Raw genomic sequence first — 18,878 nt, 5'->3', positions numbered from 1 at the left:
AACCAACCTGCGGCGAGCGCGGCTCTAATCCCTCTAGTTCGGGCGCCCGATATGCTGAGCCATATCGAGCATCCGGTTCGAGAAGCCCCATTCGTTATCGTACCAGCCGAATACTCTCAGAAGACCGCCAGCACCAAGCGACGTCTCCGGTCCGCTCAGAACGAGAGACTCCTGGCGGCCACGCAGATCCGACGAGACCAGCGGCTTCTCGATCCAGCCCAATATCGGCGACGCCTCCGCAGCTTGCTTCAACGTCGCACGCATGGTGGCGAGGTCCGATACATGCCGAACTGCGACCGTGAGGTCGATTGCCGAGACACTGGCCGTCGGCACCCGGAGAGCCCGCGCCTCGATCAAGCCTGCGAGATGCGGAAGGACTTCGCCGACGATCGCATGGGCACTCGTGGTCGTCGGTACCATGGAAAGTGCGGCGGCACGGCTGCGGGCTAGATCGGAACGCGGTTGATCTATGGTCGGTTGGCTCGCCGTGTAGCAATGAATGGTGGTCATCTGGCCACCGATGATGCCGAATTCCTGGTCGACAATGCGCAAAAGCGGTGCCAGCGCATTTGTCGTGCAGGATGCGTTTGAAATCACGCTCTGTCCGCTAAAGGCCTCTTCATTGGCGCCCAGCACCAGCGTGACATCGGCAGCAGCCGACGGGCCGGAAATCAGCACTCTCTTTGCCCCGGCTTCAATACCGCGCAGAGCCACCGCACGGGAATTGGCATGCCCGGTGCATTCCAGAAGGACGTCGACGCCCTGAAGGTCGAGCTTGCTGATGTCGGCAGCATGGTGAAACGGTATCGACACCCCACCGACCACGAGGGTCTGCTCGCGAAAAGAGACAGGCTCAGGCCATGGGCCGTAGACGCTGTCATATTCGAAGAGATAGGCGCATGTCTCCAGAGCTGCAATGTCGTTGATCAGGACCACTTCCATGTCACGACGATCGCGCAGGAGAATACGCAGGACCGAACGCCCGATCCTGCCAAACCCGTTAATTGCAATCCTCAACGGCCGGTTCGACATTCGACTTAAACCCTTGCTCGACAATGCCGGAGGCCTGCAGTGTCGCGGTTGAATTGGCTATCGATGCTCGTGGCACGGCGTATGCCGATGCCACTCTCCTCCCCATCCTCCTCCCTTTAGATCCGCCGGCGTTAGAAGTCGACCTCGATTGCCACGCCTTTCGCCAAAGCGAGTTCGACGGCAGCCGAAGCAACGGCAAGATCCTGCAATCCGACCCCGGTGCCGTCGAAGAGGGTGATCTGCTCCGCGGAGGTGCGCCCGGGATGCGTGCCGTTGATGATGGCGCCGATCTCGATAATGGCCTCTTCCCGGATCAGCCCTCTTTCGATCGCATGCTGGGACTCGCCGATGGTGACGGCCTGCGCCACTTCGTCGGTGAAAACCGTTGCCTTGGCCAGGATTTCGGCTTCGACCTCCTGCTTGCCCTTCGTATCGGTCCCCATGCAGGCGAGATGCGTGCCGGCGCGAACCTGCGACACCTTGAGCATGGGCGCAAAGGAGGAGGTGATTGAGATGATCACATCCGCTTCGGCTCCCAGCCGATCAAGATCGACTGCCTCGAAGGGAAGGCCCTCCTCCTTGGCAACCTCCTCCAGACGGCTCAGCATGTCGGGATGCAGGTTCCAGCCGACGATCTTTTCGAATTGGCGCTGCGCAAGGGCTGCGCGCAATTGAAACGTCGCCTGGTGACCGGCACCGATCATGCCAAGGACCTTCGCGTCTTTACGGGCGAGATATTTGATCGAAATGGCGGAGGCCGCTGCCGTCCGCAGCGCCGTCAGCAGATTGCCGCCGACGACGGCCCGGCATTTGCCGCTATCGGGATCGAACAGGAACACGGTGGACTGATGGTTGGTGAGACCTCTCTGGACATTGTTCGGCCAGAACCCGCCGGCCTTGAGACCGAGTGCCAGACCTTTACGATCGAACCCTGACTTGAAGCCGTATAGGGCATCGGCATGCCCGATCGCCTCACGGACGACAGGGAAATTGTAGGCCGATCTATCCGCCATCGAGGCAAAGACGCCTTCGACCGCCTTGAAGCAATCGGCCGGCGTTACCAATCCGGCAATTTCACTCTCAGGAACGATGATCATTCTGGCTTCCGCTTGAATTTCAGGAAGGGGGCCGGAGGCCCCCCGTTTCGTCAGTAGGCCTTACCGCGGGCGGATACGGGCCAGAGCGTTTCGACCTTGCCGTTGCGAACCCCGACATACCAATCATGAACATTGCAAGTGGGATCGCAATGACCAGGGACCAGACGTAGCTTCTCGTTGATCTTGAGAACGCCGTTCGGGTCTTCGATAACCCCATGCTCGTCCGAGCATTTGATGTATTTCACGTCGTCGCGACCGTAGATGAAGGGCAATCCGGAGTCGACTGATTGTGCCTTGAGGCCGGCATCGCAGATCGCCTTGTCCGCCTTTGCGTGGCTCATGATGCTGGTCAGGATGAACAGCGCATTTTCCCATTCTCCCTGGTCGATCCGCTTGCCGTCCTGATCGTGGATACGACCGTAATCCGCATCCATGAACGCGTAGCTGCCGCATTGCAGCTCATTGTAGACGCCCGAATTGCTCTCGAAATAGTAGCTGCCCGTGCCGCCGCCACTGACCAATTCGGGATCGAGACCTTCGGCTTTGAGCGCTTCGACGGCGTCCTTGACCTGGGCGATGGCCGCATCGAGCTTGGCCTTGCGGTCTTCATATTTGTCGATGTGCTGCATGGCGCCCTGATAGGCCTGGATGCCAGAGAACTTGAGGCCGGGTGCCGCGTGGATGGCATTGGCGAGCTCGACGACGGCCGAACTCGTCGTGACGCCGCACCGTCCAGCACCGCAATCGATCTCGATGAAGCATTCCAACGTCGTGCCGTATTTCTGTGCCGCCCTGGAGAGCTCTTCGACATTGGCGAGATCGTCGACGCAGACGATGATCCGCGCGCCATGCTGCGGCAGAAGCGCCAAGCGATCGATCTTGGCCGGGTCGCGTACCTGGTTGGAGACCAGCACATCCTTGATACCGCCGCGAACGAAGACTTCCGCTTCGGACACCTTCTGGCAGCAGACGCCGACCGCACCGCCCAGCTCCTGCTGGAGCCTCAGAACATCGACTGACTTGTGCATCTTGCCATGCGCCCGGTGGCGCATGTTATGGGCCTTTGCATAATCACCCATCTTGCGGATGTTGCGCTCGAGCGCGTCGAGATCCAGGATCAGGCAGGGCGTCTGGATATCATCGACGCTCATTCCGGGAAGAGCCGGTACGTCGTAGCCGACTTCCATGCCGGCAAATTTCGGTTCCATATTCATTGCTTCTGCTCCCTATTGCCAAGGCAATTTATCGAGATCGACATTGCCGCCGGTGATGATGATGCCGACACGTTTTCCGGCAAAGATCTGCTTGTTCTTCAGGATGGTCGCCAGAGGCACGGCGCTGGATGGTTCCATGACGATCTTCATCCGCTTCCAGATGAGCTTCATCGCATCGACGATCTCTTCCTCTGAAGCCGTCAGAATGTCCGTGACGTGGTTTCTGACGAAATGCCAGGTCAGGTCCTTGAGCGGCACCTTGAGGCCATCGGCCACGGTGTTCGGCGCGTCGTCCGCGATGATATGGCCGGCCTTGAAGCTGCGATATGCATCGTCGGCCTGCCCAGGTTCGGCCGCATAAACCCGGATGTGGGGTGCGAGGTTCGACAAAGTGAGGCAGGTTCCCGAAACCATACCGCCGCCGCCGATCGGGGCGATGACGGCATCAAGCCCGTCCACCTGTTCGATCAGCTCTTTCGAGCACGTCGCCTGACCAGCGATAACACGCGGATCATTGTAGGGATGCACGAACTCCGCACCGGTCTCGGCGACGACTTCGGCGAAAACGGCTTCACGCGATGAGGTCGAGGGTTCGCACTCGACGACCTTGCCACCATAATCCCGAACAGCATCCTTCTTTGCCTGTGGCGCTGTGCGCGGCATGACGACGGTGCAGGGAATCCCCCGACGGCCGGCCGCATAGGAAAGGCAGGTCCCATGATTGCCGGAGGAGTGCGTGGCAACACCCCTCGCAGCCTGCTCGTCACTGAGACCAAAAACGGCATTCGACGCGCCGCGTGCCTTGAAGGCTCCCGCTTTCTGGAAGTTCTCGCATTTGAAGAACAGCTCGGCTCCCACAAGCGAATTGATGAAGCTGGAGGTCAGAACCGGTGTGCGATGGATATGACGCCTGATCCGCTCTTCTGCGGCGATCATGTCGGCGAGTGTCGGGATGTACATGGGTCTGGCTCTCCTCAGGCCGCAGCCTGGATTTTCGAAGCGCGGCCGTTGCGATAATGCTCCTGCGCCGCCGCGACACCCGAGCCGAGCTTGATGTTGAGGCCGAGATCGACCATGACCATCTCGGCTGTTGCAATGCCGGAAAGGGCCATGACATCTGTCAGGCTGCCGAGATGCCCGATACGGAAGACCTTGCCGGCAACTTCGCCGAGGCCAACCCCAAAGGCGACATCATATGTCTTGGCGGCGTGGGCGACGATCGATGTGGCATCGAAGCCCTCAGGCGTCCGGATCGCGCTGACCGTGTCCGAGTAGAGATCTTCGCTCCTGGCGCAAAGCTCCAGCCCCCATGCGCGTACGGCAGCGCGAATGCCCGAAGCAATGCGGCGATGGCGGGCGAAGACATTCTCCATGCCTTCCGCTAGCAGCAGTTCCGTCGACAGCTTGAGCCCGTTCAGGAGGCCAACGGCCGGCGTGTAGGGATAGGCATTGTTTGAATAGCTCCGCGCCATGTCTCGAATATCGAAGAATGTCCGCGGAAGCCTGGCCGTTTCGACCGCCGCCAGCGCCTTCGGCGAAAAGGCAGTGATTGCGAGGCCTGCCGGCAGCATGAAGCCCTTCTGCGAGCCTGTGATGGCGATATCGACAGACCATTCGTCCATGCGGAAATCCATCGACGCGATGGAGCTGACGCCATCAACGAACAACAGAGCGGGATGCTCGGCGGCATCGATCGCGCGGCGAACGGCGGCGATATCGGATTTGACGCCGGTTGCCGTCTCGTTATGGGTGACGAGAACCGCCTTGATCTCATGCGCGGTATCGGCCGCAAGGATTTCCTCATAGCGATCAGCGGGAGCGCCGGCGCCCCAGGCGGCTTCGACAATATCAACCTTCAGCCCGTGCCGCTGGCACATATCGATCCAGCGCTGGCTGAACATGCCATGGCGGGCGGCAAGAACGCGGTCGCCGGGGCTGAGCGTATTGGTGACCGCCGTTTCCCAGCCGCCGGTTCCCGTGGACGGAAATACGTAGACGGCGGCCGCTTCGGTTTTCAGGATCTTCTTCACGCCAGCAAGCGCCGGGCGCAGGATCTCTCCGAACAAGGGCGAGCGGTGATCGAGCGTCGGCATGTCCGTGGCCTTGCGAAGGATCTCAGGCATGTTCGTCGGGCCCGGAATGAAGACTGGGTTCTGCATGTACATTTGGGCGGCCTCCTGTTGTTGAAGAATGGATAGCACGCCGGAAATCGGAGATAAATTTTTTTGAAATCATTTTTCAAAACTGAGATTTATACGGTAATACCATTAATAATCAAAGACTTAATATTTTTTCATTGTACAAATGTATTTTTCAAGCCAGAATTTTTCATCAATTGAATCCTGCAGGAGACGACGGCTAATGCCCGCTGAACCACGCCGAAGAGGCCGCCCCAAGGCCTTCAACGGCCCGCAAACACAAAACACGATCCAGGCACTCGATCGGGCACTGGATGTCCTTGACGCTCTCGCCACACCGGAGGGCAAGACGCTGTCCGAGCTGGCAAGCCAGCTCGATCAATCGACGGCGACCATGCACCGCGTACTGGCGACGCTGGAGCGCCGCGAGTTCGTCGAGATCAGCCCCGATCGGCAGATCTGGCATATCGGCCCCGAGGCCTATCGGCTTGGTGCCGCTTTTCTCCGCCGCTCCAACGTCGTCGAGCGGAGCCGCCCGATCATGCGCGAGCTCATGCTTGAAACGGGGGAGACATCCAATCTCGGCATCGAGAAGGATGGCAACGTCCTGTTCGTCAGCCAGGTGGAAACCCATGAGTCCATCCGCGCCTTCTTCCCGCCGGGCACATTGTCGCCCCTGCACGCCTCCGGCATCGGCAAGGCTCTTCTCAGTACCTATGACGATGAGCGGCTTTCGAGCCTCTTCAAGAAGAAGGAATTCGAACGTTTCACGGACAATACCGTGCATTCTTTCGAACAGCTGCGCGAGGAGCTGTTGAAGACGCAGGAGAGAGGTTACTCATTCGACGATGAGGAGCGAACCAAGGGGATGCGATGCGTCGCGGCGCCGATCCTGAATGTGCACGGCGAAGCCGTGGCCGGCATTTCCGTTTCCGGCCCCATCCATCGGCTTCCGGATGGCGATATCGACAAGATCGGCGAGCGCGTGAGGAGTGCTGCGAGAATGGTGTCGCGGCGCCTTGGAGCGCCTTAGGATCGGGGTTCAGGACGGAGCGGCCGGCGCGACATCAAGGCCCGGGACCGCAGAGGCGGCTCGCAGAACGCCGTGAAATCCGACCCAGAGCGCGATCGATCCGAACGCAAAACTGCCGAGGATCATGAACATCGCGCTATAGCCGATTTCCTGCGCCAGCCAGCCGCCAATGGCCGGGCTTAGGGATGCGCCGACACCCTGCACTGTCATGACGACACCCTGGCCGACATTGATCCGGCCCGTTCCATTCAGGATACGCGCGACCAGTGCGGGAACGGCGACACTCTGCAGGCCGGCACCGATACCATCGAGAATCTGCACGGGATAGACGCCCCAGGACGTGATGAGATGAGCCGCGACAAAGCCGCGAACGGGCAGCGCAATGAAGGATATCAGCAGCACCAGCCACTGCCCTCTCTTCTCCGCGACATGCATGGCGATGAGCGATGTGATGATCATGGTGGCCTGCGCGACGACGATGGTCAGGGCGACGAAGCCTGCGGGATCGCCCTGCTTGGCCGCGACGACCGCCAGCCCGAAGAGCGGCAGCATCGCGCCATTGCCCAGATGGAACAATGCCAGCGCGCCGGCCAGGAGAAGCAGCGGTTTGGAATCGGCGAGCACGCCGAAGCCGCTTGCCTTGCGCTGTTCGACAGAACCGGTTTTCCCTTGAGGATCCGTGACGACATGAACCGCGCCTCGCGCTTCATCGTCGTCGATCGCCTCACGCGGGATCATCAGCACGGAAATGATCGAGAACACGCCGAAGACGGCCGCAAGCCAGAAGACCGCCGTCAATCCATATGCCCAGCCAAGCCATCCGGACAGGCCGGCGCCGACCAGATTGCCGGCATGATTGAGCGCCTGATTATAGCCATTCTGGCGATTGAAGCCTGCCTGCCGGACGATGCCGAGCGTGATGCCGTTGAGCGCCGGGCCGATTGCAGCACCCGCGATGGCGGTCGCGACCTGCGACAACGCCACGACCCAGAAGGTTTGCGACGTGAGAATGATCATCGAGGCAAGCACGGTGCAGATGCCGAGAACGATCACGCAGGTTCGCTTGCGTTTGGTCTCGTCGATAAAGGCCCCGGCTGGCGCCGTCATGATCATGCCGGCAATGCCGCCGATCGTCATGACGGAACCGATCGGCCCGCTTTGCCAGCCATGTGCGATCAGGAAGACGCCGAGAAATGGACCGATGCCCGCCTGGACGTCGGCCATGAAAAAATTCAGGAACCCAAGCGGAACGAGGGCCCGGCGTTGCCGGTCAATCGAGAATAAGCGCGACAATCGGCAACCATCCGGTTCTGGAAATCGTCCAACGGAAAGCCCCAGACTGGAAAAGGTTCCCTCGCCTTGCGAGGGAACCGAATGGCAAGGCCGGAAACGGCATGATGCTCCCGCTCAAGCAGGGTTCAGCGGCTTCCTGTGGTGATGGCGCGAGGCCTGTCAGTCCGAGATGATCGCAACCGCGCGGGTCCATCCGGCCGATGCGTTCTCGATCTTCACAGGGAAGCAGCTGAGGATGAAGCCGGTCGAGGGAAGCGCCTCGAGATTGTGCAGCTTTTCGATGTGGCAATAGCCTGTGTGGCGGCCCGCCTTGTGCCCTTCCCAGATGAGAGAGGCATCGCCGGTTTCCGTATATTTTTTCGCCGTGTGCACAAAGGGCGCATCCCAGCTCCAGCCATCCGTACCGGTGACGCGCACGCCCTGATCTGTCAGGTACATGGTCGCCTCATAGCCCATGCCGCAGCCGCTCGCGACATAATCTGGCTGGCCGAATTTGGCTCCGGCCGATGTGTTGACCACAACGATTTCAAGCGGGCTCAGCTTATGGCCGATGCGCTTCAGTTCGGCTTCGACATCGGCAGCCGTTGCGACATAGCCGTCGGGGAAATGACGGAAGTCGAGCTTGACGCCGGGCTGGTAGCACCATTCCAACGGAACCTGATCGATGCGCCAGGCCGGCTCGCCATGGTTCATCGTCGGGTGATAGTGCCAGGGGGCATCGAGATGCGTTCCATTGTGGGTGGAGAGCGCAACATGCTCCACCGCCCAACCGGCGCTATCGGGCAAGTCTTCCGCCTTCAGGCCGGGAAAGAAGGACAGGATCTGGTTTAGGCTCTGGCTATGATCGATATAGGTGATCGCCGGAATCTGGATCGGCGGATCGGCCGGGATATCGTTGGCGATCGGGACCGACAGATCGATGATACGTTGGGTCATGGGTTATCTTCTCCGCTTGATATGGCCAGCCGCTAGGAAGCTCGGCGCGAAACCTTGTTCCTGAGAATGCCGATCTTTTCGAATTCGAGCTCGACGACATCGCCGTCTCGCAGAAAGATGCCGGTTTCAAGGCCACAGCCATTGCCTATCGTACCGGAGCCGATGAATTCGCCGGCGTGAACGGTCTCGCCCTGCGACATATGCGAGAGGATCGCTTCGAAGCTGAACAGCATACCCGATGTCGTGCTCTCGCAGCGCAGTTCGCCGTTCACACGCACCGAGGCCTTGAGCGAATAGGGATCGGTGAGTTCGTCCTTGGTGACGATCCAGGGGCCGAGCACATTGGCACCATCGAAGCTTTTCCCCTTGGCTGGCCCAAGCCAACCGGGCATCTCCTTGGCCTGCTGGTCGCGAGCGGAGAAATCGTTGAAGATCGTATAGCCGAAGATATGGTCGCGGGCATTCTCGACGCTGATGTCCTTGCCGCTCTTGCCGACGACGACGCCATATTCCAGCTCGTAATCCATGACCCTGGAATAATCGGGCCAGACGATCGTGTCTTCCGGGCCTGAAACAATCATCCGATTGGTGATGTAGTAGATCGGCAGCTGCTTGTAGACGTCGGCAAGCGGCGGCAGCGGCTCGGCGTCCAGAACAGCGATCGCCTGCTTGTCATCCCCCAGAGCCAGGCGGCGCATACCGCGCGACGATTGGCGAATATGGGTCTCATAGCTCATGCCATCACGCATCTGCGTGGGCTGCGGTAGCGGAGCCAACAAGCGGACATCGGCAATCGCGACAGAGAGCGTGACGTCGCCGGCCTGTTTTTCAAACAGCTCGGATGCCTCGGCCAGCGCGGCATCGCCACCCTCGATCAATGCGAGCATGGATGTGAAGCGATGCAATCCGCCGGCGCCGGCTTTAGTTGCGGCGGCATGCAGGTCGAACAAACGACCATCGCCGGCATACACAATTCCAATCCTGATATCGCCAGCGGCGGCTCGATAGGTCGCAAGCTTCATCGGCTCTTTCTCCTCCAAATTCTATACATGACTTGAGATCATATATATTTTGTGCTTTTATCGATATCTGAAACCGACCCGATTGGGAAGCGGATTTCTTAGGGAGGAGAAACCATGAACTCGATTTCGAAGGCCGCGCTCGCCGCAGGCCTTGCCTTTGTCGCTTGGTCAGGAACTGCGGCCGCCGATCAGAAAATCAATATCGGCTGCACTGCGACCACCGACTGCGCATCTGCCGCAGTCGCGCTCGAACAAGGCATCTTCAAGAAGCACGGTCTCGATGTCTCGATGACCCTGATCGGCCTCAATTCCAATATTCCGGCAGCCCTGCTTTCGGACTCCGTACAGATCGGCGGCCCAACGCCGACCGTGTTCCTGCAGGCCGTCGATGGCGGGCTTGACCTTGTCGGCGTGTCGGGCGCCAGCTCGACGGCGCAATCGACCTACGACACCGTCGGCGTGCTGGTCGGCCCCAATAGCGGCATAGCCAAGCCGGCCGATTTTGTCGGCAAGAAGGTGGGAGCACCGGGCATCGGCGCATTTCTGCAGGTGCTGTTCTCCAAATGGCTGATCGATAATGGCGTCGATCCGAAGCAGGTCAATTTCGTCGAGGTTACCTTTCCGACCATGGGTGACACGCTGAAATCAGGCGCCGTCGATGCCGTCGTGACGGCCGAGCCGATGATGTCGCGCATCATCGAATCGAAGGTCGGCACCAATGCGGGATACTTCCTGAAAGCCGTACCCGACGGGCGCCCGGCCATCCTTTATGCCGCAACGCGCGAATGGGCCGATGCCAATCCGCAGTCGGTCGCGGCATTCCGAGCTGCCATCGGCGAAGCCGCCAAGATCGTCAACGACGATCCGGATGCGGGGCGTAAGGCTATCGCCGATTTCACCAAGATCCCGCCGACTGTGCTGTCGAAGATGAAGCTGTCTTTCTCCGATCCAACGCTCGATCAGGAACAGCTCGACTGGTGGGCCGCCACCATGGCACAGCAACATATGCTGCAGGGAAAGCCGGATACGGCTACACTGATCGAGAAATAATCAGGGAGTGATGGGTGACCAAGTTGTTCGGAACCGTGGCGGAGCTGGCAAGCTCCGAGACCCTCAGCGAAAGAGCTGCGGCCGTCTTGGAGCACGATATTCTTGCCGGCGTTTGGCAGCCGGGAGATCGGCTTGGCATCCAGGCCCTGTCCGAGCGATATGAGATCGGCGCAACCCCCTTGCGGGAAGGACTTTCGCGTCTGGTGTCGCGCGGTCTCGTTTCGGCCGTCGGGCAGAGAGGGTTTCGCGTCGCAAGCGTTTCCGAAGCCGACCTCGCCGACATCACCCAGGTGCGCATCCTCGTCGAAACCGAAGCGCTTCGCCGCTCGATCCGCGACGGCCATGACGAATGGGAAGCCGGCATCCTCTCCTCTCTGCACCGCCTTGTCCGGTCGGTCGAGCGAGACCCGGAAACCATGCGGGAGGGATCTTCGGAATTCGACCATCTGCACAAGGCGTTTCATCGCTCGCTGCTGGAAGCCTGCGGCTCCGAGCGCCTGCTGCGCCTTCACGACGATCTCTACTATCAGGCCTACCGCTACAGGCGCACGATGATGAGCCGCATCGACCACCATCAAGGCTTCATCCAGCAGCATAGGCTTCTGGCCGACATCGTCCTTTCGAGAGATGCCGATCGGGCAGAAGCCGAACTTTCCGCTCACCTCCATCAGACCCTGGATATTGTCTACCACGGCCCCACCCCCTTGGCCGGGAAATGAAGAACATGGACGCCGTGATATCAAGCAGCGCAGTAATCGACTTCGATAGAATTGGTCTTGCCTATGGCGACCGGGCGATCATCTCGGATCTCTCCCTGACGATCCGCCGCGGTGAGATCGTCTGTGTCATCGGTCCATCCGGCTGTGGCAAGACCACCGCCCTGCGCATGGCGGGCGGGCTGGTGCGCCCGAATGGCGGAACGGTGCGCTTCATGGGCCAGCCGCTCACGGCGCCCAGACGCGACGTGGCGATCGTTTTCCAGGACTATGGAAAGGCCTTGCTGCCCTGGCGCACGGCCGCGTCCAACGTGTCACTTGCACTGGAGGCAGCAGGCACGCCGCGCGCCGAGCGCACGGACCGCTCCCATGCCCTGCTTGCCAAGGTGGGGCTAGCCGGACATGAACATAAATATCCGACCGAAATGTCCGGCGGCATGCAGCAGCGCATCCAGATCGCGCGCTGTCTGGCACAGGAACCCTCGGTCCTGCTGATGGACGAGCCCTTCGGCGCGCTCGACGCGATGACGCGCCAGGGCCTGCAGGACGAGATGCTGGCGCTTGTTGCCGAAACCGGCACGACGGTCCTGTTCGTCACGCATGATCTGGAAGAAGCCGTCTACCTTGGAGACAGGGTCATCGGATTGCTGCCGAGGCCCGGCCGTATCGGCATCGAATTGAACGTCAATCTGCCCCGCCCGCGCAACCAGCTCGAAACACGCGAAATGCCGGAATTCCTGCGGCTACGCCGTGCGCTGTTCGACTTCATCGAAAGAGCCGAACAATGAAAGCCGGATGGTGGAGAGGGCTTGTCGTCCCGGCAATATTGATCCTGCTTGCCGAAGTCGCCATGCGTGTCGAAGGATCGACCTCGTTGTCGCTGGCTGCACCAAGCGATATCGCCCTTGCCCTCTTCCGCAGCATTGCCGACACATCCTTGCTGACGGCGACGCGTGATACCCTGATCTCCGCCGGAGCCGGGCTCGTGCTCGGCGGGTTGATCGGCCTGATGCTCGGCATACTTTTTGGCCTCGCCAGTGTGGTCGACCGGCTCATGGAAGTCAGCGTCGAACTGATCAGGCCGATCCCATCGGTGGCGATATTGCCGATTGCGATGCTGGTATTCGGTTTCGGGTTCCGCATGGAAATTGCGATCGTTGCCTTCTCCTGCATCTGGCCGATGATGATCCTCGTGCGCTCCGCCATGGCGGGTATCGAGCCGCGTCTGTTGGAAGTGGCCCGGGCGCTTCGCCTTTCGCCATGGCGACGCCTGTGCACGATCGTGCTGCCGGCCGCCCTGCCGCGCATCATCGTCGCTTTCCGTCTTGCCGCGGCGATGGCGTTGGTCGTGGCGGTGACCGTCGAGATCGCGATCAATCCTCTCGGGCTCGGCTATGGCATTCTGGTTGCCCAGCAGGGCCTGCAGCCGGCTACCATGCTCGCCTATCTGGTCTGGACCGGATTGCTCGGCTGGGCCGTCAATGCCTTGCTATCCATAGCGCAGCACCGCTTTCTAGGACGGGCGGCCACGATCGGGGTGACGACATGAGATGGGGATCGCGCCTGCTCTTTCTCGCCGGCAGCCTGGCCGTGGCGATTTTCCTCGTCTGGCTCTGGCAGCTTGCCGCGGATCATCGGTTGGTCAATCCCGTCTTCCTTCCCGGCCCCGATCGCGCCTGGAAAGCCCTGATGACCGGCTTCAGCCAGGGAGACCTCGGTACCAAACTCCTCGCCACCATCGAACGCATGTTCTGGGGTTGGCTGATCGCCTCACTTGCTGGCGTTGTATTGGGCGCAGTCATCGGCAGTTCGCCCGCGCTGCGCGCCTATCTCGCCCCGATGCTTGAGTTCCTGCGTCCTCTCCCGGCTTCGGCCACGATCCCTGTAGCCATTGCGATCTTCGGACTCTCGGACGGAATGGTGCTTGTCGTCATTGCCTTTGGCGCCATGTGGCCCGTTTTGCTGGCGACGATTCACGGTTTTTCGGCGGTGGAGCCGCGCCTTTACGAGGTGATGCGGGCGCTCGGCTTTTCGCGCGCAAAGGTCATCTGGAAGGTCGCGCTGCCTTCGGCGTCACCCGATATCCTCTCAGGCATGCGGCTCGGCCTTACCGTCGCGCTGATCCTGTCGATCGTCTGCGAGATGATTGCCGGGCGCAACGGGCTGGGCAACTGGATCCTTCTTTCAGCACGTTCTTTCAGGGCACCTGATCTCTATGCGGGCGTCATCCTTCTCGGAGCCCTCGGCTACGCAACCTCTGCCGTGATCGCGGCCTTCGAACGACGGCTTCTGGTCTGGCGATCAAAGGCGCGATGACCTCCGACGCGAAATTGGCAAACCGACGCCTGGATGTCCACTTTGTGTGCAGAAGACGGCCTTAAGCCCTTTGCCGGCTAACTTGATCAACAACAGTTGAATGGCATTGACCACAGCCAATGCGTCATATCAGCATCGTCGCAAGCAGCACTTGCCGAAGCAGCTTTGTCGGAGCAGATTGCAGCGACAATGGAGATGGACACATGACACAGGACGATACTTCGGGCTCCAACGCGGGGGGTATCGCCCCTCGCTGGACATCCAGCGCGAAGAGCGGCGTCGGCACGGCACTCTCGCCTGCCTGCCGCATATGGTTTACGCTCAGCCACGGCATTCTCAACGAAGTCTATTTTCCGCGTGTCGACTGCGCCTGCACGCGCGACCTCGGCCTGATCGTCACCGGTCCGGACGGCTATTTTTCCGAGGAAAAACGCGATACCGAAAGTGTGGTCACGACAGTCGAAGACGGCGTTCCGGCCTATCGGCTCGTCAACACGGCGCTCGACGGGCGCTACCGCATCATCAAGCGCATCATCGTCGATCCCGTGCGCAACAGCCTGCTTCAGCAAATATCGTTCGAAGCCCTGCAAGGGTCGGTTCACGACTATCGGCTCTTCGTGCTGGCCGCCCCGCATCTGGTCAATGCCGGCGCCGGCAATACCGGCTGGGTCGGCGATTACAAGGGCACGCCGATGCTCTTTGCAACAGGCAAGGGCGGCACCTCGCTGGCGCTAGCCGTCAGTGGCGGCTGGCGGACGGCATCGGCCGGCTATGTCGGCATTTCCGATGGATGGCGACAATTGCAGGATACCGGAGAACTCGATCCGCGCGTCACCCATGCCGCCAACGGCAATGTGGCGCTGACGGGCGAAATCGATCTTTCGGCTGGCAGCGATACCGTTCTCATCTCGCTCGGCTTCGGAAACCGCGCCGAGGAAGCCGGCTACAACGCACTTGCCAGCCTGCAGGCCGGCTACAAGGATGCAGAGCGCACATATGTCGCCGACTGGCGGAGATGGCAGAGCACATTGCTGGCGCTGGATGAGCCGAGAGCGCCACCGCCCGAAGTCAATCGCTACCGGATCTCCACGGCTGTTCTTGCCACGCATCGCCCCCTCTCCTTCGAAGGGCCTGCCGTTGCCTCGCTCTCCATCCCCTGGGGTTTTGCCAAGGGCGATGAGGATCTCGGGGGCTACCACCTGGTCTGGCCGCGCGATCTCGTCGAGACGGCCGGCGGCTTCCTTGCGGCTGGCGCCCCGCAGGATGCACTGCGCATCCTTGCCTACCTTCGGGTGATCCAGGAGGCTGACGGCCACTGGCCGCAGAACGCCTGGCTCGATGGCGAACCCTACTGGACCGGCATTCAGATGGACGAATGCGCCTTCCCGATCCTGCTTGCCGACGCTCTGCGCCGCGAGGGAGCGCTCACCGGCGATGCGCTGCTCTCCTATGTTTCGATGGTCGAGAGAGCCGCGCGCTACGTGGTCGTCAACGGCCCGGTGACGGGGGAGGACCGCTGGGAAGAGGATGGCGGTTTCTCGCCCTTCACGCTTGCTGTGGAAATCGCCGCGTTGCTGGCAGCTGCCGATATTCTGGAGATTGCCGGCCAGGATCACAATGCCGACTATCTGCGCCAGACCGCGGACGCCTGGAACGACCAGGTCGAGCGCTGGACCTATGTCCCTGCCGATGCCACGGGCATCGATCTTGGCGTCAAAGGCTACTACGTTCGCATCGCTCCACCCGAGATCGCCGACGGCGCCTCGCCTGCCGATGGCTTCGTGCCGATCAAGAACCGCCCGCCCGGAGAATCCTATCTGCCGACCGCCCGCGTCGTCAGTCCGGATGCCCTGGCGCTCGTTCGTTTCGGCCTGCGTTCCGCCAATGATCCGCGCATCGTCGACACCGTTAAGGTAATCGATGCGCAGCTCAAATGCGATCTGCCGCAAGGTCCGCTCTGGTATCGCTATACCGGAGATGGCTATGGCGAGCATGCCGATGGCGGCGCGTTCGATGGCACCGGCATCGGCCGCCCATGGCCGTTGCTTGCCGGCGAACGAGCCCACTACGAGCTTGCGGCCGGCAGGCCGAAAGCGGCCATCGCCTTGCTCAGCGCTCTTGAGGGATCAGCCGGGCCGGGGGGGCTATTGCCGGAACAGGTTTGGGATCAGCCCGATATTCCCGAAAAAGGCCTTGTGTTCGGCGAGCCCTCCGGCAGCGCGATGCCGCTTGTCTGGGCGCATGCAGAGCACATCAAGCTGCTGCGGTCACTCAGAGACAATGCTGTTTTCGACATGCCGCCACAAGGTGTCGAACGCTATGTGAAAAACAAGACCACCGCACCCTTCGTGCTCTGGCGCTTCAACAACAAGACTGCGCAGGTTTCCGTCGGCAAGCGCCTCAGGATCGAGGTGATGGCCAAGGCCGTGGTGCGCTGGAGCTCGGATGGCTGGGCAACGGAAAGCGATATCACGACGCACCAAAACGGCTTCGGCATCGACGTCGCCGAGCTTGCAACCGAACGGCTGCCGGCAGGCACTGTGATCGTCTTTACCTTCTATTGGCCTGACACCGACCATTGGGAGGGAGAGGACTTCTCCGTCGTCGTGGCGGATGGCGACAAGTAAACGTCAGTCGACAACAAACGCACCGAAAGAGAGGCGCATCATGGTCGCAAAACCAAAATCCATCAAACCAAAAACGTCCGCCGCCCCGAAGGATCTCGTCGTGCTGGCGATCGATCTTGGCGGTTCGCATGTCAAAATGCTTCTAAGCACGGGCAGCGAACGGCGCGCAGCCGTTTCCGGTGCGACGATGTCGGCGAAGAAGATGGTCGAAACGGTCAAGGAGCTTACCGCCGACTGGCAATACGACGTGATCGGCATGGGATATCCGGGGCCGGTGGTGGACAACAAACCGGCGGTGGAGCCGCACAATCTCGGTCCCGGCTGGAAAGACTTCGATTTCTCGGCCGCTTTCGGCAAGCCTGTCCGGCTCGTCAACGACGCCGTCATGCAGGCAATCGGCAGCTATAAGGGCGGCAATATGCTGTTTATCGGGCTCGGCACCGGGCTCGGTTCGGCAATGGTCGTCAACAATGTCTGCCTGCCCATGGAACTCGCGCACCTGCCCTACAAGAAGGACGACACATTCGAGGATTTCGTCGGCGAGCGCGGCCTTGAGAAATACGGCAAGAAGAAATGGCGCAAGTCTGTCGAGAAGGTCGTCAACCGGTTGCAGGCGGCATTGCTACCGCATGAGACCGTCATTGGCGGCGGCAATGTCGAAAAGCTCGAAACATTGCCTGAAGGCTGCCGCGCCGGCGACAACGAGAATGCTTTTCTCGGCGGCTTTCGCCTCTGGAAAGACGAAAGCCTGAAGTTCTAGATCCCGCCAGTCCACTGCCAGCGGCGTGACATCACCGTGTCACGCCCCCTTCCAGACCAGCTTCGCATTCGTCAGTTCGCGGGCGCCAAGGCCGCCGAGTTCGCGACCGAAGCCGGAGCCCTTGACGCCGCCGAAAGGTGCGCGTGGGTCAGAGCGGACAAAATCGTTGATGAACACGGCACCGGCCTCGATGCTTGCTGCAACACGTTCGGCACGCTCGGGATTGCCGCTCCAGACGGTGGCGCCGAGGCCATATTCCGTGTCATTGGCAAGAGCGATGGCTTCCTCTTCGTTCTTGAAGGTGAAGAGCATCGCGACCGGCCCGAAGAATTCCTCACGGGCAACGGCGGCATCGTGTGGCAGCCCTGCAAGCACGGTCGCTTCATAGAAATTGCCCGGCCCCTCGATCGGCTTGCCGCCGGCAAGCACCTTGGCACCGGCGCCGACCGCATCCGTCACCTGGCGATGCACGGTATCGCGAATATCCTTGCGTGCCAGAGGTCCGAGCTTGGTTTCCGATTTCATCGGATCGCCGACCGGGATTTTCTTCACGGCCTCGACAAAGGCGGCGGTGAAGCGCTCGGCAATCGACTCCTCGACGAAAAGGCGCTTGGCGGCAATGCAGCTCTGGGCATTGTTGGAATAGCGCGAGACGACTGCCATCTGCACGGCCTTGTCGAAATCGGCATCGGCGAAGACGATGAACGGATCGGAGCCACCGAGCTCCAGCACAGCCTTCTTGCCAAGAGCGCCGGCCTGCTCTGCCACCGAACGGCCGGCCTGGGTGCTACCGGTGACCGTGACAGCAGCAATGCGTGGATCGCTGATGACCTTCGGCGCACGACGGCGGTCGATGACAAGGTTTGTATAGAGGCCAGCGGGCGCGCCGGCATCGAGAATCAGCTTCTCGATCGCCGCGGCTGAACCCTGCACGCTTTCGGCATGCTTGACGATGACGGTATTGCCGACCAAAGCGGCCGGAATGAAGAAGCGCAGCACCTGCCAGAATGGCAGGTTCCACGGCATGACGCCGAAGATCGGGCCGATCGACTGATAGATGATCTTGCCCGGCGTACCCGGGATGGCTTCATCGGCGATATAGGCCGGGCCGTCGCTGGCGAAATGCCGCGCGCCGAAGGCCGATTTCTTCACCTCGCCGATCGCTTCAGCGAGTGGCTTGCCCATCTCCGAGACGATCAGGGCGCCGTATTCCTCGGCGCGGCTTTCCAGCAGATCGGCAAGGCGGATCAAGAAGGCGCTGCGCTCGGTGATCGGCGTCTTCGACCAGCTCTTCCACGTATCGTGGGATTGCTGCAGCAGCCGCTCGACCTCGGAATCGCTATGCTCCTCATAGGTGCCGATGAGTTCGCCCGTCGTTGGATTGTAGGATTGAAAGCTCATTCTCGTTCTCCTCCGGACATTGTCTAATTGCTGACTTCAATAGATGGGGCGGAAACGACGCGATATCAGGGGTCTCGCCCGAAACCGGTCGTTTCCGAATAGATTTCTATTTCCCCTAAGCCAAATCTCTATCGCGCATTGAGTTTCGGCACATCGACCCATCGACGTTCTTGCCAGCTCTGTTGGGCGAGTTCTGCAAGCTGCACGCCCTTGGCGCCCTCGCGCAGGCTGAACTTCCACGGC

General features: G+C 60.8%; 17 protein-coding genes. 8 read left to right on the top strand and 9 right to left on the bottom strand.

The features are described 5' to 3' along the window. Positions 1-33: 33 nt before the first annotated feature. From A6U86_RS29410 to bhcA, 5 genes are all read right to left on the bottom strand, one after another. Positions 34-1,017: a type I glyceraldehyde-3-phosphate dehydrogenase gene (locus tag A6U86_RS29410; protein WP_244510129.1), complete on the bottom strand. Its 984-nt coding sequence runs from the start codon at positions 1,015-1,017 to the stop codon at positions 34-36. A gap of 146 nt (positions 1,018-1,163) precedes the next feature. Next, positions 1,164-2,129 (bottom strand): iminosuccinate reductase BhcD, encoded by a 966-nt coding sequence (gene bhcD, locus A6U86_RS29405; RefSeq protein ID WP_068399055.1) that lies wholly within the window; start codon positions 2,127-2,129, stop codon positions 1,164-1,166. 50 nt (positions 2,130-2,179) lie between these two features. Next, the gene (gene bhcC, locus A6U86_RS29400) at positions 2,180-3,343 is read right to left on the bottom strand and encodes a 3-hydroxy-D-aspartate aldolase BhcC (RefSeq protein ID WP_068399053.1); all 1,164 of its coding nucleotides are present in this window, start codon (positions 3,341-3,343) and stop codon (positions 2,180-2,182) included. A 12-nt stretch (positions 3,344-3,355) separates the two neighbouring features. Beyond that, the gene (gene bhcB, locus A6U86_RS29395) at positions 3,356-4,303 is read right to left on the bottom strand and encodes a beta-hydroxyaspartate dehydratase BhcB (RefSeq protein ID WP_068399051.1); all 948 of its coding nucleotides are present in this window, start codon (positions 4,301-4,303) and stop codon (positions 3,356-3,358) included. Between the two features lie 14 nt (positions 4,304-4,317). Then, a complete protein-coding gene (bhcA, locus tag A6U86_RS29390) occupies positions 4,318-5,508 on the bottom strand; it encodes an L-aspartate--glyoxylate aminotransferase BhcA (protein ID WP_068399046.1) in 1,191 nt (396 codons plus the stop codon). A gap of 196 nt (positions 5,509-5,704) precedes the next feature. Here bhcA and bhcR point away from each other — a divergent pair, with 196 nt between their 5' ends. Next, positions 5,705-6,514 (top strand): HTH-type transcriptional regulator BhcR, encoded by an 810-nt coding sequence (gene bhcR / locus A6U86_RS29385; protein WP_068399043.1) that lies wholly within the window; start codon positions 5,705-5,707, stop codon positions 6,512-6,514. A gap of 9 nt (positions 6,515-6,523) precedes the next feature. On the opposite strand, the gene A6U86_RS29380 is transcribed toward bhcR, so the two are convergent. The 3 genes from A6U86_RS29380 to A6U86_RS29370 form a co-directional block, all read right to left on the bottom strand. Continuing rightward, on the bottom strand, positions 6,524-7,789 hold the full coding sequence (locus A6U86_RS29380; protein WP_275507345.1) for an MFS transporter: 1,266 nt from the start codon (positions 7,787-7,789) through the stop codon (positions 6,524-6,526). 177 nt (positions 7,790-7,966) lie between these two features. Further along, positions 7,967-8,743, bottom strand: a complete 777-nt coding sequence (locus A6U86_RS29375) for a cyclase family protein (RefSeq protein WP_068399037.1) — start codon at positions 8,741-8,743, stop codon at positions 7,967-7,969. Positions 8,744-8,775: 32 nt separating this feature from the next. Then, positions 8,776-9,765 (bottom strand): fumarylacetoacetate hydrolase family protein, encoded by a 990-nt coding sequence (locus A6U86_RS29370; protein ID WP_068399035.1) that lies wholly within the window; start codon positions 9,763-9,765, stop codon positions 8,776-8,778. A 114-nt stretch (positions 9,766-9,879) separates the two neighbouring features. On the opposite strand from A6U86_RS29370, the gene A6U86_RS29365 reads away from it, so the two are divergent. The 7 genes from A6U86_RS29365 to A6U86_RS29335 all read left to right on the top strand — a co-directional run bounded on the left by A6U86_RS29365 (position 9,880) and on the right by A6U86_RS29335 (position 17,234). Further along, the gene (locus A6U86_RS29365) at positions 9,880-10,815 is read left to right on the top strand and encodes an ABC transporter substrate-binding protein (protein ID WP_068399033.1); all 936 of its coding nucleotides are present in this window, start codon (positions 9,880-9,882) and stop codon (positions 10,813-10,815) included. 14 nt (positions 10,816-10,829) lie between these two features. Continuing rightward, positions 10,830-11,534 (top strand): GntR family transcriptional regulator, encoded by a 705-nt coding sequence (locus A6U86_RS29360; RefSeq protein WP_068399030.1) that lies wholly within the window; start codon positions 10,830-10,832, stop codon positions 11,532-11,534. 5 nt (positions 11,535-11,539) lie between these two features. Beyond that, positions 11,540-12,319 (top strand): ABC transporter ATP-binding protein, encoded by a 780-nt coding sequence (locus A6U86_RS29355; protein WP_244510128.1) that lies wholly within the window; start codon positions 11,540-11,542, stop codon positions 12,317-12,319. Continuing rightward, positions 12,316-13,080 (top strand): ABC transporter permease, encoded by a 765-nt coding sequence (locus A6U86_RS29350; protein ID WP_068399025.1) that lies wholly within the window; start codon positions 12,316-12,318, stop codon positions 13,078-13,080. The genes A6U86_RS29355 and A6U86_RS29350 overlap by 4 nt, the downstream gene beginning before the upstream one ends. After that, positions 13,077-13,847, top strand: a complete 771-nt coding sequence (locus A6U86_RS29345) for an ABC transporter permease (protein ID WP_068399023.1) — start codon at positions 13,077-13,079, stop codon at positions 13,845-13,847. The genes A6U86_RS29350 and A6U86_RS29345 overlap by 4 nt, the downstream gene beginning before the upstream one ends. A gap of 203 nt (positions 13,848-14,050) precedes the next feature. Then, positions 14,051-16,474, top strand: coding sequence for a glucan 1,4-alpha-glucosidase (locus A6U86_RS29340; protein ID WP_068399019.1), 2,424 nt, complete (start codon positions 14,051-14,053; stop codon positions 16,472-16,474). A gap of 40 nt (positions 16,475-16,514) precedes the next feature. Beyond that, entirely contained in the window at positions 16,515-17,234 is a 720-nt protein-coding gene (locus A6U86_RS29335; RefSeq protein WP_068399015.1) for an ROK family protein, read from the top strand. A gap of 39 nt (positions 17,235-17,273) precedes the next feature. Here A6U86_RS29335 and A6U86_RS29330 read toward each other — a convergent pair whose 3' ends face one another. Beyond that, positions 17,274-18,635: an NAD-dependent succinate-semialdehyde dehydrogenase gene (locus tag A6U86_RS29330; protein ID WP_068399012.1), complete on the bottom strand. Its 1,362-nt coding sequence runs from the start codon at positions 18,633-18,635 to the stop codon at positions 17,274-17,276. Between the last annotated feature and the right edge of the window lie 243 nt (positions 18,636-18,878).

This window comes from Rhizobium sp. AC27/96 (assembly GCF_001692325.1).
Lineage (GTDB): Bacteria > Pseudomonadota > Alphaproteobacteria > Rhizobiales > Rhizobiaceae > Rhizobium.
This window is presented reverse-complemented; position numbering and strand designations above follow the sequence as displayed.

Coding starts and splice junctions, on each gene's coding strand:
- bhcD (WP_068399055.1), bottom strand. CDS start 2,129: ATGATCATCGTTCCTGAGAGTGAAATTGCCGGATTGGTAACGCCGGCC.
- bhcC (WP_068399053.1), bottom strand. CDS start 3,343: ATGAATATGGAACCGAAATTTGCCGGCATGGAAGTCGGCTACGACGTA.
- bhcB (WP_068399051.1), bottom strand. CDS start 4,303: ATGTACATCCCGACACTCGCCGACATGATCGCCGCAGAAGAGCGGATC.
- bhcA (WP_068399046.1), bottom strand. CDS start 5,508: ATGTACATGCAGAACCCAGTCTTCATTCCGGGCCCGACGAACATGCCT.
- bhcR (WP_068399043.1), top strand. CDS start 5,705: ATGCCCGCTGAACCACGCCGAAGAGGCCGCCCCAAGGCCTTCAACGGC.
- A6U86_RS29375 (WP_068399037.1), bottom strand. CDS start 8,743: ATGACCCAACGTATCATCGATCTGTCGGTCCCGATCGCCAACGATATC.
- A6U86_RS29370 (WP_068399035.1), bottom strand. CDS start 9,765: ATGAAGCTTGCGACCTATCGAGCCGCCGCTGGCGATATCAGGATTGGA.
- A6U86_RS29365 (WP_068399033.1), top strand. CDS start 9,880: ATGAACTCGATTTCGAAGGCCGCGCTCGCCGCAGGCCTTGCCTTTGTC.
- A6U86_RS29355 (WP_244510128.1), top strand. CDS start 11,540: ATGGACGCCGTGATATCAAGCAGCGCAGTAATCGACTTCGATAGAATT.
- A6U86_RS29350 (WP_068399025.1), top strand. CDS start 12,316: ATGAAAGCCGGATGGTGGAGAGGGCTTGTCGTCCCGGCAATATTGATC.
- A6U86_RS29345 (WP_068399023.1), top strand. CDS start 13,077: ATGAGATGGGGATCGCGCCTGCTCTTTCTCGCCGGCAGCCTGGCCGTG.
- A6U86_RS29340 (WP_068399019.1), top strand. CDS start 14,051: ATGACACAGGACGATACTTCGGGCTCCAACGCGGGGGGTATCGCCCCT.
- A6U86_RS29335 (WP_068399015.1), top strand. CDS start 16,515: ATGGTCGCAAAACCAAAATCCATCAAACCAAAAACGTCCGCCGCCCCG.
- A6U86_RS29330 (WP_068399012.1), bottom strand. CDS start 18,635: ATGAGCTTTCAATCCTACAATCCAACGACGGGCGAACTCATCGGCACC.